We start from the raw sequence: 15,779 nt of genomic DNA on the forward strand, positions 1-15,779 counted from the left end.
TCCGCAAGAATGATCGCGTTCAGGCGCGGAGGCAAATGCAATTTGGAATCGATCGAAACAAACGCGACGCGCGCATCTTGTGCGTTGCGAGACCAGCGGTGAAGCAGCGGCTGAACGCAACAGAGTGCACGCCAAGCATGCAGGCCATCGCGTCACGGCGGTTTCCTCCGAGTAACCGACCGCGTTAGGATGAGCGAAGAAACGAGATAACAGGGTGGATGCAATGCCTGGGATCGATCGGGACGGCGTCAAAATCTACTACGAGGTTCATGGCGAAGGTCCGCCGCTGCTGCTCACCCACGGCTACTCATCGACCTCGGCGATGTGGCATGGGCAGGTCGAGGCGCTTGCCAGGGATCACAAGCTGATCTTGTGGGACATGCGCGGTCACGGCCAGTCCGATTATCCCGACGATCCCGCCGCTTACAGCGAAGCGCTCACAGTCGGCGACATGGCGGCGATCCTCGATGCGGTCGGCACTGAGCGCGCCATCATCGGTGGGCTGTCGCTCGGCGGCTACATGTCGCTCGCCTTTGCTCGCGCGTACCCAAAGCGCGCCCGCGCGCTGCTGATTATCGACACCGGCCCGGGCTTCAAGAAGGACGATGCACGCGAGGCCTGGAATGCGCGGGCGCTCGCCACTGCCGACAAGTTCGATCGCGAAGGGCTCGACGTGCTGAAGGCGGCGACGCGCGAGCGCGCCACCGCGAACCATCGCAGTGCCAGGGGATTGGCGCTCGCCGCACGCGGCATGCTGACCCAGCGCGATGCGAAGGTGATCGAGCTGCTACCGGAGATCAAGGTGCCCAGCCTGATCGTGGTCGGCGCCGACGACACGCCGTTTCTCGCCGCGTCCGACTATATGGCCGCGAAAATTCCCGGCGCACAAAAGGCCGTGATCCCCGCCGCCGGGCACGCCGTCAACATCGATCAGCCGCAGGCTTTTGTTGACGCGGTGCTGCCTTTCCTGAAGAACTTGCCGGAATAGATCGGACAGGAACACTGGCAATGAAGCGAGCGATGTTGGCTGCGGGCGCGGTGTTGCTGTCAGTATCCGCGCAGGCCGAGCAATTCGGCGGGACACCGCCCCGCCTGCCCTTCGTCGCGACCTTGTCGAACAACACCCCGCTCGCCTTCGGCATGGATGCCGGGCAAACCGCGCGCGCCCTCGGCCAACCCCTGCAATATGTGAGGGGCCGCCCCGGCAACGAGATCTATCTCGCGCTTCGCAATATCGGCGGCAGCGGACTGATCTCCAACCGTCACCGCCTGTTCCTGCAGTTTCGTCATGGCCGGCTGGCGGGATGGAAGGAGGATTACGGCGAGAACTGGATGTGGGAGTGAGACGCAGAGCAATCCTCTCTGCGCCATCATGCGTTGAAGCTGCCACATCGTCATGGCCGGGCTTGTCCCGGCCATCCACGGTCTTTCCTGCCTCACCAAGAACGTGGATGCCCGGGACGAGCCCGGGCATGACGAGTTTGTGGAACGAGCGGAACCCGCAATCGAAGACTAACTAAAAAGGACAACCCGCGTGGGACAAGACATCAAGCTGACGGCCTCCGATAATTTCCAGCTCAGTGCCTATCGCGCTGACCCCGCGGGCAGCCCGAAAGGCGCGGTGGTGGTGATCCAGGAAATTTTCGGGGTCAACCATCACATCCGCTCGGTCTGCGATCGCCTCGCCGGGGAAGGCTATGTCGCGATCGCGCCGTCGATCTTCGATCGGACCTCGCCCGGCTTCCAGTCCGGCTACACGCCTGACGAGATCGCGGAAGCGCGCAAGTTCGTCGCCAGTCCGGATTGGGACGCGATGCTGCGCGACACGCAGGCGGCGATCGCTGCGGTGAAGAGCGTCGGCCCGGTTGGCATCATCGGCTTTTGCCTGGGCGGTAGCGTCGCCTTTGTCGCGGCGACGCGGCTGTCGGGCCTGAAGGCCGCTATCGGCTATTACGGCGGCGCCGTCGTGCGCTTTGCCGACGAGACACCAAAAGCGCCGACGCAGCTGCATTTTGGCGAGAAGGATGCCGGCATTCCCCTGACCGACGTCGAGACCATCAAGACGAAGCGGCCGGACGTCGAGGTCTTCGTCTATCCGGGCGCCCAGCACGGCTTCCATTGCGATGAGCGGGCGAGCTACGACAAGACCAGCGCCGACATCGCCTGGCCGCGCAGCATGGAATTTTTCGCCAGGCATTTGAAATCGTAGCGCGCGCGGCTGTTTCCGCTGTCATTCCGGGCTCGCGCTTCGCGCGCCCGGAATGGCGAGCAGGAATCGGGTGGCTGCATCACGCCGCGCGGCGATAGAGCTGGCTGATCAAGCCACCTCACGCCGGGAGATCGTGATGCAGCAGGCCAATACGAACATCGTCATCCGCAATCCGTTCGGTACCATGGACGTGCCCGCGCCTGATGATCGCGACGTCATGGATTATGCCGCAATCGCCTTAGTTTCGGGCGATGCGGCCGACGTCAACGCGGCGCATTGGGCAGACATTCAGGCGCTGTCCGATCCTCTGGAAGGCCCGTGGGCCAGCCGCTGGAATGGCGGCGCCGATCCGACCATCGCCGGCGATACGCCGGAGACGTGGAAAGACGGGCGCGCGGAGGTGCGGGTCGCAGGCGGACGCGTCTATCTGCGCTTCGATTGGGATCACGGCCGACGGCACGGGCTGATCGATGCTGCGCGCGAGGGCGCGCGCCTGGTGGGGAAATACATCAACCTAACCAATCCCGCGATCACGCGGCCATGGGTCGGGCTCGTGGTCGATGCCGCGCGCATTGACGGGTGTTTTCCGAACGGGCGGCTGGATTTCAGAAGGTGAGCTAGAGCTTCGGTTCTGATTGCATCAGAGCCGAAGCTCTAGATTCATTTTTGACGCGTTTTCTTAACGCGAACCGGTATCCACTTCGCTCGAAAACGCTCTAGAACCAGCGCTCGCCGACGAACACGGTGTCGCCGGGGCTCAAGGGGGTGCCGAGCGGCACCACGGCGCGCATGGCGCCGCCGGCTTCAGTGTGCGTGACGGTGACCACGTCGCGCTTGGCCCGAGGCGAGAAGCCGCCGGCGATCGCGACGGCGCTTTCGACCGTCATGTTCGGCACGTAAGGATACTGGCCGGGCGCGGAGACTTCGCCGAGAATGAAGAACGGGCGATAGGCCTCGATCTCGACAGCGACCGAGGGCTCGCGGATGTAGCCATTGCGCAGCCGCGCGGCGATCTCGCCGGCAAGTCCCGCCGGCGTGCGACCGCGTGCCGGCACGCCGCCGATCAGCGGCATCGTGATGGAGCCCCCGGCGTCGATGGCGTAGCTGTTGGTGAGACCTTCCTGGCCATAGACCACGACGCGCAGCCTGTCGCCGGCGTCGAGATGGTAGGAGGAATCGTAGCGGACCTGCGCCGCCATCGGTGCGGCGTAACCGACCGGCATGGGCGCAGGCGAAGAGGCAAAGGAATTGCGCAACGCCCCGATGGCGCCGCCACCGTCGGCGACCGCGACCGGCTGTGGCGCGTAATAGGGCTGGCCATAGGCCATGGAGTCGAGATCGGCGCGCGGCTGCATCACCGCGACGGGGCCGGCGGTCTGCATGCAGCCGCCAAGGGCAAGCGCGGCGGACGCTGCCAGGGACACTGCCGAAATCGACCATCGAAACGCGCGTGCAACCGGCACCGGACCTATCCCTCGAAACGAGACAGATCCAGTGATGCACCGGTTATGGTTAATAAAGCGTTGAGGGGGGGTGGGTGGCGATGCGGCTAAGGGCGCAGTGCGCTCCCTCTCCCGCTTGCGGGAGAGGGTTGGGGAGAGGGTTTCTCCACGACGAGACAGTCCCCTAGAGGAAAGAGCCCTCACCCGCCGCGCTCGGGACGATGCTTCGCATCGCCCGAGTCGCGTCGACCTCTCCCGCAAGCGGGAGAGGTGCAGCGAGTTCGTGGTTAGACTTACGCGCTCACACCCACCCCGATCGGGCAGGACACGCCGGTGCCGCCCAGGCCGCAATAGCCGGCGGGATTCTTGGCGAGATATTGCTGATGGTAGTCCTCGGCAAAGTAGAATTCGCCGGCGGGTGCGATCTCGGTGGTGATGGTGCCGAGACCTTTTGCAGCAAGCGCCTTCTGATAGAGCGCCTTCGATTGATCGGCCGCTTTCTTCTGCGCGTCTGAATAGGTGTAGATCGCGCTTCGATATTGCGTACCGACGTCGTTGCCCTGACGCATGCCCTGCGTCGGGTTGTGGCTCTCCCAGAACGTCTTCAACAGCTTCTCGTACGGCACCTTGTTCGGATCGAACACGACCAGCACCACTTCGGTGTGACCGGTGCGGCCCGAGCAGGTCTCTTCATAAGTCGGGTTCGGCGTGTGGCCGCCGGCATAGCCGACAGCGGTGGCGTAGACGCCGTCGCCGAGCTCCCAGAACTTGCGCTCGGCGCCCCAGAAGCAGCCGAGCCCAAACACCGCCTGCTCGAGACCGGCGGGATAAGGCGGCTGCAACTTCGCGCCGTTGACGAAATGGGTGGTCGCGGTCGGAATGGCTTGCGCACGGCCCGGCAGCGCTTCCGTGGCGCTCGGCAATGCGGTGGTCTTGCGCATGAACAGCATGGACGGATCTCCAAGAACGAGCTGTCGGTCGCCTGGGACAAGCTATTGAGCCAAGGCGATGAGCCAAGCGCTCAGGCGGCGTGCTCGTGATCAGTTGGGAATATAAGTCTTTACGCGCAAAGGGGCAGCCCTGTTACGCCGCCCGCGCGCCGGTTCGAGTCGCGCGGATTGAAAGCTCAATCCCGGGAATAGCCGATCAGCGGCTTGCGCGGGCGGAACAGGATCATCAGGAGGATGCCGAGAATGCCGAGGACGGCGAAAACCGGCTGATCCAGCACCAGGCGGATCACCGAGGTCCAGAGCCAGGGCGCCTTGGCCTCGACCCAGGTCCGGAATGCCGTCTGGCTGGCCTGATTGATGTCGTTCCAGAACTGGCCGAAGCGGGTGAACCGCAGGGTCTGGTCGGCCACCCAGCGGGCGCCGTCGTAGACCATGAAGATGAACCCGCCGGCGAGCAGCAACAGCCCAATCAGTCGGAAAAAGCCGCGGATCATGCCTCACCCTCTATGGTCGTCCGATCGGACGACCCTCGGAACGCCGCCAGCCAATACAAGGGAGACGGCAGAAATTCAACCTCTTCAGGGCGTTACGGCACTCATCCGCGCCCTAAGGGGCTGCTTGTCCAGCCCGGGAAAGCGTTGACGGTGCCAAAGACCCTCTCTATAAGGGCGCCAACTGGCGGCGGGCGCAATCCTGCCGCCGCTGTTCTTTGAGCAGATGCAGGCTCTTTGGGCCCAGAGGCCCCTTGAGCCTCAGAGACGGCCGAAAGGCTGTCGCTCATGTTCCGGGAACGGCCTAGCAACCGAACACCTTAAATCCGAGCGTCGATTACGCGGTCAAGCAAGCCGGCGCTACCCGACCAAGACGCGACCGGTACCCGCAAAGGACATTGAGACCATGGCCAATACCACTTCCGCCAAGAAAGCAACGCGCAAGATCGCCCGCCGCACCGCCGTCAACAAGTCGCGCCGCACCCAGATGCGCGGTGCCGTGCGTAACGTCGAAGAAGCCATCAAGACCGGCGACCGCGCCGCTGCCGTGACGGCGCTGGCGAATGCCGAGCCCGCTTTGATGCGCGCCGCGCAGCGAAATATCATTCACAAGAACAATGCCAGCCGCAAAGTCTCGCGGCTCACCGCGCAGATCGCCAAGCTCGCCAAGTAAGCTCGCAAGCGTTCTGGCACGCCGTCCGGTCGAGTCATTCGATCGGGCGATCACATCGCACATCACACCCGTCAAACAGCCCGGCATCGCGCCGGGCTTTTTTGTTGCCCCTCATATTCACGCAAGCAGTCACGCGGCGAACGACCTTCGATCGGAGGATTGCGGCGTTTGCACCATGATGCGTCCGTAGTTTTACCTGCGAATGGTTTTGCAACAGCGGAAACTTCCACCGCGGTGCAAAAAACCCCTGCGAGCCGGGCGCAAGTTGAATTCGTGTGCCTGCGAGTTCTGCACACCGTAGTTTCCCCGGATCGCGTCACGCGATGGAGTTACCCTGTGAAACGAGACTCAAAAAACGATGGCTCGCTAACAACTTATCGACATAGTGACGCCAAGCATTTGGAAAATTCACCCGCGCGTCGCGCGCGTGACGCTTTTGTAAAAAATTTTTGGCGGTGGCGGAGAATTGTCACATCAAACGTGGCGTCTTCGATTCTGAGCACGATTCCAAAAACTTGCTCTGAAGCCTGTGCACAAGTCTGCGTGGCGTTAACGCAGATCAAGATTTTTGATGCCTCAAGTGTGAATCAATTCCGTTGCGAGTCTTTCCGCATAGTGTATTCCTTAAGAGGTCAGCGGCGCCCACGATCTTGAGACCAGCGCGGTATCGGAAACGGGGCGAGCGTGCAAATCGGCGGCGATGTGCACGTAGGCGGCGCTTCAACAAGCGATTGTCGGATCAAAACCCACAGCAATGTGGGACGGTAGCTCTTTGTCTGAATGTCTCCAAGCGGGATCTATCTCTTGCGCTTAAGAGACATCTTGAAAGCTGCCCCGACAGGCATGATGGCGAAGCCGAGCGGACGACGAGTACACGGGCAGGCATCCGACTAAGACGCGGGTGTCGTTTAGACACGCAGGACCTTGTCGTGAGCAATTACGGCAGGACGGGGAGGTATCATGTCTTACGAACTCAACGCGGTATTGAAACACATTTCGACTTCCAGCATTTCGACTTCCAGCGATGCCGTTTTAGATCCGTCGGACACCAAGCCTCCCGCGTGTCACGGAGCGCCGAGTACGCGCTGACCTCGCGACCCCTCCATCTCTAGACATTGCTGATCGGACGCGGCGTTTCCGCCGAACGGTCGAGCCATGCCTGCAGGTGAAATCGCTTGAGGTCCCGCCATCGCAAATATCCCTGGGCAGGTATCCCTGGCAGGAACTCTGCATGGCGCTCACCACGCAACCTTATCTCTCAAGAAAAGTTCTCAAATGATGACAACCCCGGAACAGGATCGCTGGTCACGCGTGAAGAGTCGGCTGCGCTCGAACGTTGGCGAGGACGTCTATACGAGCTGGTTCGCGCGCATGGATCTGGAAGGCGTCCAGGACGAGAGCGTGCGTCTGTCGGTGCCGACCCGCTTCCTGAAGAGCTGGATCCAGGCCCATTATGCCGAGCGCGTGCTGTCGTGCTGGCAGGCCGAGATGCCCGAAGTGCATCGCATCGATCTCACCGTGCGCTCGGCCGTGCGCCCCGTGGTTCAGCAGAAGGAAGCGCCCGCGCCGATCGAAACGCGCCGCTCGCCTGCGCCGGAGCTGCGTTCGACCGCGACCGCGCCGGTCTCGGCCAATCATGATGCGCTCGGCGGCTCGCCGCTCGATCCGCGCCTGACATTTGCAAGCTTCGTCGTCGGTCGCTCCAACACGCTGGCGCATGCGGCTGCGCGTCAGGTCGCCGAGGGTCGTCGCGGCGATCCCGTCATGTTCAATCCGCTCTATATCCATGCGGGTGTCGGCCTCGGCAAGACGCATCTCCTGCAGGCGGTGACCTGGGCCGGCAATTCCGGCAACGAGCGCAAGGTGCTCTATCTCACCGCCGAGAAATTCATGTACGGTTTCGTCGCCGCGCTGAAGACGCAGACGGCGCTGGCCTTCAAGGAAGCGTTGCGCGGCATCGACGTGCTCGTGATCGACGATCTCCAGTTCCTGCAGGGCAAGTCGACCCAGGCCGAGTTCTGTCACACGCTGAACGCGCTGATCGATGCCGGCCGCCAGGTGGTGATCGCGGCCGACCGTCCGCCGTCCGATCTCGAAAGCCTCGACGACCGCGTGCGCTCGCGGCTGGCCGGCGGCCTCGTGGTCGAGATGGCCTCGCTCGGCGAGGAGCTGCGACACGGCATTCTCAAGTCGCGCGTCGCCGCGGCCCGCGCCCATCATGCGACCTTCGAGGTGCCGGAGGAGGTGCTGACCTATCTGGCCCGCGCCATCACCCACAACGGCCGCGATCTCGAAGGCGCGATCAACCGCCTGCTCGCGCATTCGAAGCTCAACAGCCGGCCGGTGACGCTGGAGATGGCGGAGCACGAGGTGCGCGACCTGATCCGGCCGCAGGAGCCGAAGCGGATCAAGATCGAGGACATCCAGCGCGTGGTGGCACGGCAGTATAATGTCAGCCGCTCCGACCTCTTGTCCTCGCGCCGGACCGCCAACGTGGTCCGTCCGCGCCAGGTGGCGATGTATCTCGCCAAGACGCTGACCCTGCGATCGCTGCCGGAAATCGGCCGCCGCTTCGGCGGGCGCGACCACACCACGGTGCTGCACGCCGTGCGCAAGATCGAGGCCCTGGTTTCCAAGGACACGGCGCTGTCGGACGAGGTCGAATCGCTCAAGCGCCAGCTTCAGGAATAAACGCCTATTTTCTTCCGGCCCCATCCCAAGCTGCATCGGAGGTCGTCATGCCCGGGCTTGTCCCGGGCATCCACGTTCTTAGGACCGCGAACCAAGACGTGGATGGCCGGGACAAGCCCGGCCATGACGGGTGCAGAGACGTCCGTGCCCGGCGAGGCGTTCAGCGCGTTGCGGAAACATCGGTAAATCGTGGGGAACTGCCTCCCGATCCCTTGAATCCGGGGGCCATCCGCGCCACCTTGCGCGACCCTGACGGCTTTGGTCATATCGGCTGGATGATCCGGCCTTCCGGGGTCTTCGGTGCCGTGGCGCGCGTCCAGCCGCCCGGCTTTTCCAGATGTGTGTTTCCTTGGGGATCGGGCGAGTAGTGCAATGAAGGTTACGGTCGAACGCGCGCAACTCCTGAAGTCGCTGGGCCACGTCCACCGCGTGGTCGAGCGCCGCAACACGATTCCGATCCTCGGCAACGTGCTTGTTAGGGCCGAGAACGCGAAATTGTCGCTGAAGGCGACCGACCTCGACCTCGAGGTCACCGAAACGCTCGCGGCGGAAACCGCGACCGCGGGCTCCACCACCGTGCCGGCGCACATGTTCTACGACATCGTCCGCAAGCTGCCGGACGGTTCGCAGATCGTGCTCGAGGCCGACGGCGACCGCGCCGTGCTGGCGATCCGCGCCGGCCGCTCCCGCTTCACGCTGCAGACGCTGCCGGAGAATGATTTTCCGGATCTCGCCGCCGGCGACATGTCGCATTCGTTCAGTCTCGCCGCCAAGGACGTCAAGCGGCTGATCGACCGCACCCAATTCGCGATCTCCACGGAGGAGACCCGCTATTATCTCAACGGCATCTATCTGCATGCCGCAGGCTCGGCCAAAGCCGCCACCCTGCGCGGCGTCGCCACCGACGGCCACCGCCTCGCCCAGCTCGACCTGGTCCAGCCCAAGGGTGCCGAGGGCATGCCCGGCGTGATCGTGCCGCGCAAGACGGTCGGCGAGGTGCAGCGCCTGATCGAGGACAACGAGGCCGAGGTCACGATCGAGCTGTCGCAGGCCAAGATCCGCTTCACCATCGGCAATGTGGTGCTGACCTCGAAGCTGATCGACGGCACCTTCCCCGATTACGGCCGCGTCATCCCGCAGGGCAACGACAAGGAACTCGTCGTCGACAAGAAGGATTTCGAGAACGCGGTCGACCGCGTCTCGACGATTTCCAGCGAGCGTGGGCGCGCCGTGAAACTCTCGCTGTCGCCGGGCAAGCTGGTGCTGTCGGTGACCAATCCCGATTCCGGCAGCGCGACCGAAGAGCTCGAGGTCGAATACGCTTCCGACGCCCTCGATATCGGCTTCAACTCCCGCTACCTGCTCGACATCGCCGCCCAGATCGAAGGCGACGTCGCAACGCTCCGGCTCGCCGACCCCGGCTCGCCCACCTTGGTGCAAGACCGCGACGACAAGAGCGCGCTGTACGTGCTGATGCCGATGCGGGTGTGAGGAGTCCTCTCGCGATACCATCTATGTGGAGGCAACCCCTCACCCGGCTTCGCTTCGTGAAGCGGCAGCTACCCTTCTCGAAACAAGCGCGATGCCCGTTGCTGCGCCCTCTCCCCTTGTGGGAGAGGGCTACTCGGCTGGCAGATGCAAACTCAGCCGGGTGAGGGGTTAGTGCCGCAGGAGCCATCCCATCGGCCGGTCCCCAAGCGTCTCCGCCAATTCGCGAAGAACATGCGGCATGAACCGACGGATGCGGAAGCCGCAATGTGGCGCCTGCTCAGGGATCGTCGATTGTCCGCCTACAAGCTTCGCCGACAAGTTCCGTTCAAAAGCTACATTCTCGACTTCGTCTGCTTCGAGAAGCGCCTCGTGATCGAGATCGACGGCAGTCAGCACGCAGAGTCACGAAGCGATGCAGCGCGTGATGCGGCTCTCTCCGCTGAAGGTTTTGTCATCGCGCGCTACTGGAACAATGACGTGTTGCAGCGGCCCACCTCTGTATTGGACGACGTTCTTGCAAAGCTCGCCCTGCGGTAACATACCCCTCACCCGTCGCCTCACTTCGTGAGGCGCCACCCTCTCCCACAAGGGGAGAGGGGAAGAATCGCGGCCATGACGAAGACCTGATGACCCCCTCCCGCATTCATCGCCTGACGCTGACGCATTTTCGTAATTACCGGGCGGCGGGGCTCGAGGCTAAGGCTGACTTGGTGGCGCTGGTCGGGCCGAACGGAGCGGGCAAGACCAATTGCATCGAGGCGATCTCGTTCCTGTCGCCGGGCCGCGGCCTGCGGCGTGCGACGCTGGACGACGTCGCCGACAACCAGGGCGACGGCTCCTGGGCGGTGTCGGCACAGGTCGAGGGCGCGCTGGGCCTTGCCACGCTCGGCACCGGCATCGATCCGCCGCGCGCAGACGCCGCGGTCAGCCGGCGCTGCCGCATCGACCGCGAGCCGGTCAATTCGGCGGCGTCGTTCGGCGACCACATCCGCATGGTGTGGCTGACGCCGGCGATGGACGGGCTGTTCATGGGAGCGGCGTCCGAGCGGCGGCGCTTCTTCGACCGCCTGGTGCTTGCCATCGACAGCGACCATTCCAGCCGCGTCTCCGCGCTCGAACGCTCCCTGCGCTCGCGCAACCGCCTGCTCGAGACGCGCAATTACGACGACCATTGGTGTGACGCGATCGAGCGCGAGACCGCGGAGCTCGCGGTCGCGGTCGCCGCAACCCGCGGCCAGACCGCGGCGCGTCTCACCGGCATGCTGAACGCGCGCGCGCAGGCCTCCGCCTTCCCCTCGGCGCAGACCGCGCTCGACGGCTGGATGGAGAACGCGCTGCTGACGGAGACCGCGACCTCGGTCGAGGACCGCTACCGCCAGATCCTGCGCGACAACCGTCCGCGTGACGCCATCGCCGGCCGCACCACGGATGGTCCGCATCTCACCGATCTGCAGGTGATCTACGCGCCGAAAAGCATGCCGGCGCGCGATGCCTCGACCGGCGAGCAGAAGGCGCTGCTGATCGGGCTGGTGCTGGCGCATGCGAGCCTAGTCGCCGAGATGACCGGCATCGTGCCGCTGCTGCTGCTCGACGAGGTCGTCGCGCATCTCGATCCTAATAGGCGCGCGGCGCTGTTCGACGAGTTGCGCAAACTCGGCGCGCAGGTGTGGTTGACCGGCGCAGACCCCGCCGCCTTCGCCGAGATCGGCGCTGGGGGCGAGATCTTTGACGTCGAAAGCGGACAGGTATCGGCCCGGCGCTAGTCGCCGCCGTTGAACCAGCCCCATTTCCGCCGCGACTAGTTGCCGGAGGCGGCGGCGACGGTGTCGCAGCCGTTTTGCAATCGCGCAATGACATCACGCGCGAGACCCTGGACGCGCGAACCCCTGGAGAGTGAGATGCGGGCGGCAAGGTTCGGGGCGCAGGCCCCGGCACGATGGTGGGCGTTTGCGTGCGGCATCGTCTTGCTCGCGACGTGCATGCTCGCGGCGAGCGCCGGCGCCTGGATGCCGCAGCCGCTGTTTTCGGCCGAACTCACGCCGGACCCCGATGCCAGGCTGCCCGCACCGACCCGCTACAGCTTTAGAGGAATCCACACCACCCTGATGCGGGGCGTCGAAGCGCCGCTTCGCGTCAAGCTCGAAGCCACCGTGCCCGCCGGGCTCAGCGACGTTCTCGCCTTCTACCGCAGGGAGCTCGCAAAGCTCGGCTGGCAGGAGCAGCACGATGGCGCCGTCGTCTCCGCCGATCACGTGCAACTCGCGTTCGCCTCTCCGCTCGGGCCGGCCATGCTGGAGCTCGGCCGCAAAGACAGCAGCACCTTGGTCCATCTCGTGCAGAAGAACTCGGATACTGCAACCCGGGCGAATGTCATGCCCGAACCGGGCCAGGCGAAGCTGGTGTTCAGCAACATCGGCGAGACGGAAGCCGTGCTCGGGATCAACGCGCGGACCATCAAGCGCGCCGCCGGCGCTAACGCCGTCTCGCTGGATCTGGCGCCCGGCAAATATTCCTACGAACTGGGCGTGCCCGGCCGCCCCGCCCATGCCAACGTCCTCACCGTCGCGGCCGGCGACGCCTGGGAGCTCACCGTCGGGCGCGACGGCGAGGCATGGTCGCCGCCCCAGCTGTATTGACTGGTCCGGGATGTTTGAACCTGCCCGGTTCCTGCCGCGACTTCTCGTCTGAGGCTCGCCGACGGTGTCGCAGCCGTTGCAATCGCGCGCGCCCAGGCGACGCGCCGCATCCTGGAGACGTAACGATGGCGATGATCCCGCGCGGGATGCAAGTCCCGGCACGATGGCGGCTGCTTGCATGCGGTCTCTTCCTGATGGCGAGCTGCTCGATCGCAGCCGGCGCCGACGAGGGCGTCGTCGACGTCCACGCGCTGCCGCAGCTCGAAGGTGCGGTGGAAGACACCTCGCGCCCCGATCCCTATCGCGTCGAATATCGCGTACCGACGCCGCAGGCCGTGACACTGCCCGCGATCCAAAAGCTCCTGAGCGCCAACGGCTGGGTGTCCTATGTGATGCCGCTTGAGGAGAAAAGCACCCTGCTGAAGTTCAGGAAGGGACGACAGGGCCTTTCCGTTCATTTCACGCAGGCGCCCGGCCGGCCCGACCAGTCCGTGGTTTACTACACGACCGACCGGATCTACGGGAACGTGCCGTTTCCGGAAGGCGCAAGCGACATCGTGTTCGACGGGACCCGACCCTATCTCGGCTGCGTCGCGCCGACGCCGCTCGATGCAACGTCGGGTTTCTATGCCAGCCAGATGGCTGCGATCGGCTGGCAGAAGCTCACGCCGGAAACCGCTGCGCGCTGGACGACCAGCCTGGATGAAACCGCTCCCAACGGCCTGCGCGCGTTCTACGCGCACGCCGATAGCAAGGAGACCGGCTTCTATCAGCAGAAGCCTGTAATGCTGACGCTGACGCGCCGCGACGATGGCCGCACCAATGTCGATATCCGGGTCGCGCCCTTCGCCCTACCCAGCGAGCTCAAGGCCGATAGCGATCTGGCCGGCCTGCCGCGGCCGAGCCCGACCAAGACGGCCAGGGGCCTCGGCAGCGCAAGCTCCGACAAGCGCGAGATGTCGGCCGCCGCGATGGCCGAGCTGCCCGCCGTGCTCGCCTTCTATCACCGCGAGCTTGCCGCGCGCGGCTGGCAGGAGGACGGCAGCGCGCCACTCGCGCCCGGCGACGAGGTCGCGATCAAGATCTCTTCGGCGGAGGAAACCGGCGTGCTGCGGCTCGGCCGCAAATACGATTTCACCATGGTCAGCCTCACCGTGCAGGTGAAGGGATCCGCGCTTGCCGCCCGTGCAAAGGCGAAGAAAGAGGCGGACGAAAAGTTCCTTGGGGATGCGTTAGGTGCGGCCAAGCAGCTGATCACCGCCGACGAAGCAAGGCGCAAGGTGCAGGCGGCCGCATTGTCTGACGCGCCGCTGAATGCGCTCGCCGACAGCAAGACTCCGGTGCCGCTGCCCGAAAACGCCGAAGGCGTGAACTTCGAGGGCGAGGACGGCAGGCTCGAATTCTCCTCGACCTCGAGCGTGAAGGCGCTCACCGCGTTCTACCGCGCATCGCTCAAGCCAGCGGGCTGGAAAGAGCAGCCCTCCGTCATCAACCAGCCCAACATGGCGATGATGGAATTCTCCAAGAGCGGCAAGTCGATTTCGATGACCGTGATGCAGATGGGGCCGAAGGTGAATGTCAGCGCCAACGGCTCCGGTCTGGTCGTCGCCGCGGCGAAGCCCGCCGAGGCCAAATCGACCCAGGCCAAGACGATCCAGACCAAATCGAAGGAGCCGCTCACGCCCGATCCCGATTCCGCCCTGCCGGTGCCGACGCAGCGCAGCTCGACCGGATTAAGCTCCACCAAATTCCCCGGCAGCGACCAGTCGTTCCGGACCGAGCTCGAAGCCAGCGTCCCCGCCGAGCTTGGCGAGGTCCTCGCGTTCTATCGCGCGGAGCTGACCAAGCGGGGCTGGCAGGAAAAGACCGACGGCGCGATCGTGACGGCCGAGCGGGCTGAGCTCGCGTTCACCTCGCCGGAGGGACCGGCCGTGCTGAAGCTCGGCCGCGCCAGGGACGAAACCACGGTCAGCCTGATGCAGCGAAATCCGCAGGCCGCGGCCAAGGCCGACATCATGCCGAAGGCCGGACAGGCGAGGCTCATGCTCGGCAATATGGGGCCGAAGGAAGCATCGCTGACGATCAACAATCAGACCGTGAAGATCGCGGCCGGCGCCGGCGGTCCGCAGTCGCCAAAAGGCCCGATGCTCGATCTGCCGCCCGGCAAGTACCAATACGCGCTGCGCCTGCCCGGACGTCCTGCTCGCACCGAGACGCTCACCGTAGCCGCCGGCGATGCCTGGGGCCTCCTGGTGGGACCAAGCGGAGACGTGCTGCCGCTGCAGATGTATTGAGCCAGGGGCGCTGATGCGGAGAACGGAGATGGCGACCGTAAGGCGCATGATGAGAGGGCCGGCACGCCGCTTGCTGCCGCTGTGCGGCGTCGTGCTTCTCGCAGGCGGTCTGGCCGCCGCAAGCGCGGGCGGATGGATACCACATCCATGGCCGCAAACTTCGGCCGCACTCACACCGGCGGATCCCGGCGCCGACATGCCGGTGCCGAAGCAACACAACTTCTTCGCCTCCAAAACCACCCGTGCGACCGGCATTGAAGTCCCGCTGCGTGTCGGATACGAAACCCATGTGCAAGCCGAGCTCAGCGATGTGCTGGCCTTCTACCGCACGGAGCTCGCAAAGCGCGGCTGGGAGGAAAAGCCGCACGGCACGATGGTCGCCGCCGATCACGCTCAACTCGCCTTCGTCTCCCCAAAGGGGCCGGCCACCCTGAAGCTGGCCCGTGCCAAGGACGAGACCACGGTCGAGCTTGTGCAGCGGAATACCGAGGCCGCGGCCAAGGCCAACTTCCTACCGATAGCCGGACAAGCGCGGCTGATATTCGGCTATCTTGTACCTGACGTGGCTTCGCTCACGATCAACGATAGGACCGTCAAGATCGCGGGCGGCGCAAATCACCCACAAACGCTGGATCTGCCGCCTGGCACCTATTCCTACGAGCTGCGCGTGTCCGGCCATCTGTCGCGTACCGACACCATCACCCTGGCTGCGGGCGAAGCTTGGTCCCTCAGGTGGGATGACGACGATCAGAAGCCGGATCAGATCTACTGAACCCGCTGGCCGGTTCCGGGGCGCCACGGCCCTCTCAGATCGCTTCTCCGCCCCGCAAAATCCACGTCTCTGAGGGCTAAAAACAGGGCCTAGAATCAGGCTTTTTGCAGCGGCCGGAATCGGCCATCGT

General features: G+C 64.6%; 15 protein-coding genes. 12 read left to right on the forward strand and 3 right to left on the reverse strand.

The window, feature by feature from the left end; all coding sequences use genetic code 11:
- Positions 1–223 precede the first annotated feature (223 nt).
- From GWG67_RS08415 to GWG67_RS08430, 4 genes are all read left to right on the forward strand, one after another.
- On the forward strand, positions 224–988 hold the full coding sequence (locus GWG67_RS08415) for an alpha/beta fold hydrolase (protein WP_275168697.1): 765 nt from the start codon (positions 224–226) through the stop codon (positions 986–988).
- 20 nt (positions 989–1,008) lie between these two features.
- Complete coding sequence (locus GWG67_RS08420; protein WP_007598242.1) at positions 1,009–1,344, forward strand: hypothetical protein; 336 nt, start codon at positions 1,009–1,011, stop codon at positions 1,342–1,344.
- Positions 1,345–1,534: 190 nt separating this feature from the next.
- Positions 1,535–2,209: a dienelactone hydrolase family protein gene (locus tag GWG67_RS08425; RefSeq protein ID WP_275168699.1), complete on the forward strand. Its 675-nt coding sequence runs from the start codon at positions 1,535–1,537 to the stop codon at positions 2,207–2,209.
- 136 nt (positions 2,210–2,345) lie between these two features.
- Positions 2,346–2,825, forward strand: a complete 480-nt coding sequence (locus GWG67_RS08430; protein ID WP_275168700.1) for a hypothetical protein — start codon at positions 2,346–2,348, stop codon at positions 2,823–2,825.
- A 100-nt stretch (positions 2,826–2,925) separates the two neighbouring features.
- Here GWG67_RS08430 and GWG67_RS08435 read toward each other — a convergent pair whose 3' ends face one another.
- The 3 genes from GWG67_RS08435 to GWG67_RS08445 form a co-directional block, all read right to left on the reverse strand.
- Positions 2,926–3,672 (reverse strand): polysaccharide biosynthesis/export family protein, encoded by a 747-nt coding sequence (locus GWG67_RS08435; RefSeq protein ID WP_275168702.1) that lies wholly within the window; start codon positions 3,670–3,672, stop codon positions 2,926–2,928.
- 272 nt (positions 3,673–3,944) lie between these two features.
- The gene (gene msrA, locus GWG67_RS08440) at positions 3,945–4,601 is read right to left on the reverse strand and encodes a peptide-methionine (S)-S-oxide reductase MsrA (protein ID WP_275168704.1); all 657 of its coding nucleotides are present in this window, start codon (positions 4,599–4,601) and stop codon (positions 3,945–3,947) included.
- A 176-nt stretch (positions 4,602–4,777) separates the two neighbouring features.
- The gene (locus GWG67_RS08445; RefSeq protein ID WP_007616084.1) at positions 4,778–5,095 is read right to left on the reverse strand and encodes a hypothetical protein; all 318 of its coding nucleotides are present in this window, start codon (positions 5,093–5,095) and stop codon (positions 4,778–4,780) included.
- Positions 5,096–5,498: 403 nt separating this feature from the next.
- On the opposite strand from GWG67_RS08445, the gene rpsT reads away from it, so the two are divergent.
- The 8 genes from rpsT to GWG67_RS08485 all read left to right on the forward strand — a co-directional run bounded on the left by rpsT (position 5,499) and on the right by GWG67_RS08485 (position 15,649).
- Complete coding sequence (rpsT, locus tag GWG67_RS08450) at positions 5,499–5,765, forward strand: 30S ribosomal protein S20 (RefSeq protein WP_007598259.1); 267 nt, start codon at positions 5,499–5,501, stop codon at positions 5,763–5,765.
- A 1,278-nt stretch (positions 5,766–7,043) separates the two neighbouring features.
- A complete protein-coding gene (gene dnaA, locus GWG67_RS08455) occupies positions 7,044–8,456 on the forward strand; it encodes a chromosomal replication initiator protein DnaA (RefSeq protein ID WP_275169143.1) in 1,413 nt (470 codons plus the stop codon).
- Positions 8,457–8,828: 372 nt separating this feature from the next.
- Complete coding sequence (gene dnaN / locus GWG67_RS08460; protein ID WP_007598262.1) at positions 8,829–9,947, forward strand: DNA polymerase III subunit beta; 1,119 nt, start codon at positions 8,829–8,831, stop codon at positions 9,945–9,947.
- A 171-nt stretch (positions 9,948–10,118) separates the two neighbouring features.
- Positions 10,119–10,484 carry an endonuclease domain-containing protein gene (locus tag GWG67_RS08465; protein ID WP_275168705.1) on the forward strand — a complete coding sequence of 122 codons (366 nt, stop codon included), beginning with the start codon at positions 10,119–10,121 and terminating at the stop codon, positions 10,482–10,484.
- 89 nt (positions 10,485–10,573) lie between these two features.
- Positions 10,574–11,710 (forward strand): DNA replication/repair protein RecF, encoded by a 1,137-nt coding sequence (gene recF, locus GWG67_RS08470; RefSeq protein WP_275168708.1) that lies wholly within the window; start codon positions 10,574–10,576, stop codon positions 11,708–11,710.
- Between the two features lie 135 nt (positions 11,711–11,845).
- On the forward strand, positions 11,846–12,583 hold the full coding sequence (locus GWG67_RS08475; protein ID WP_275168710.1) for a hypothetical protein: 738 nt from the start codon (positions 11,846–11,848) through the stop codon (positions 12,581–12,583).
- Positions 12,584–12,708: 125 nt separating this feature from the next.
- Positions 12,709–14,877, forward strand: coding sequence for a hypothetical protein (locus GWG67_RS08480; RefSeq protein ID WP_275168711.1), 2,169 nt, complete (start codon positions 12,709–12,711; stop codon positions 14,875–14,877).
- Positions 14,878–15,073: 196 nt separating this feature from the next.
- Entirely contained in the window at positions 15,074–15,649 is a 576-nt protein-coding gene (locus tag GWG67_RS08485) for a hypothetical protein (protein WP_342761028.1), read from the forward strand.
- Positions 15,650–15,779 lie beyond the last annotated feature (130 nt).

Source organism: Bradyrhizobium sp. CSS354, assembly GCF_029051725.1.
GTDB lineage: Bacteria > Pseudomonadota > Alphaproteobacteria > Rhizobiales > Xanthobacteraceae > Bradyrhizobium.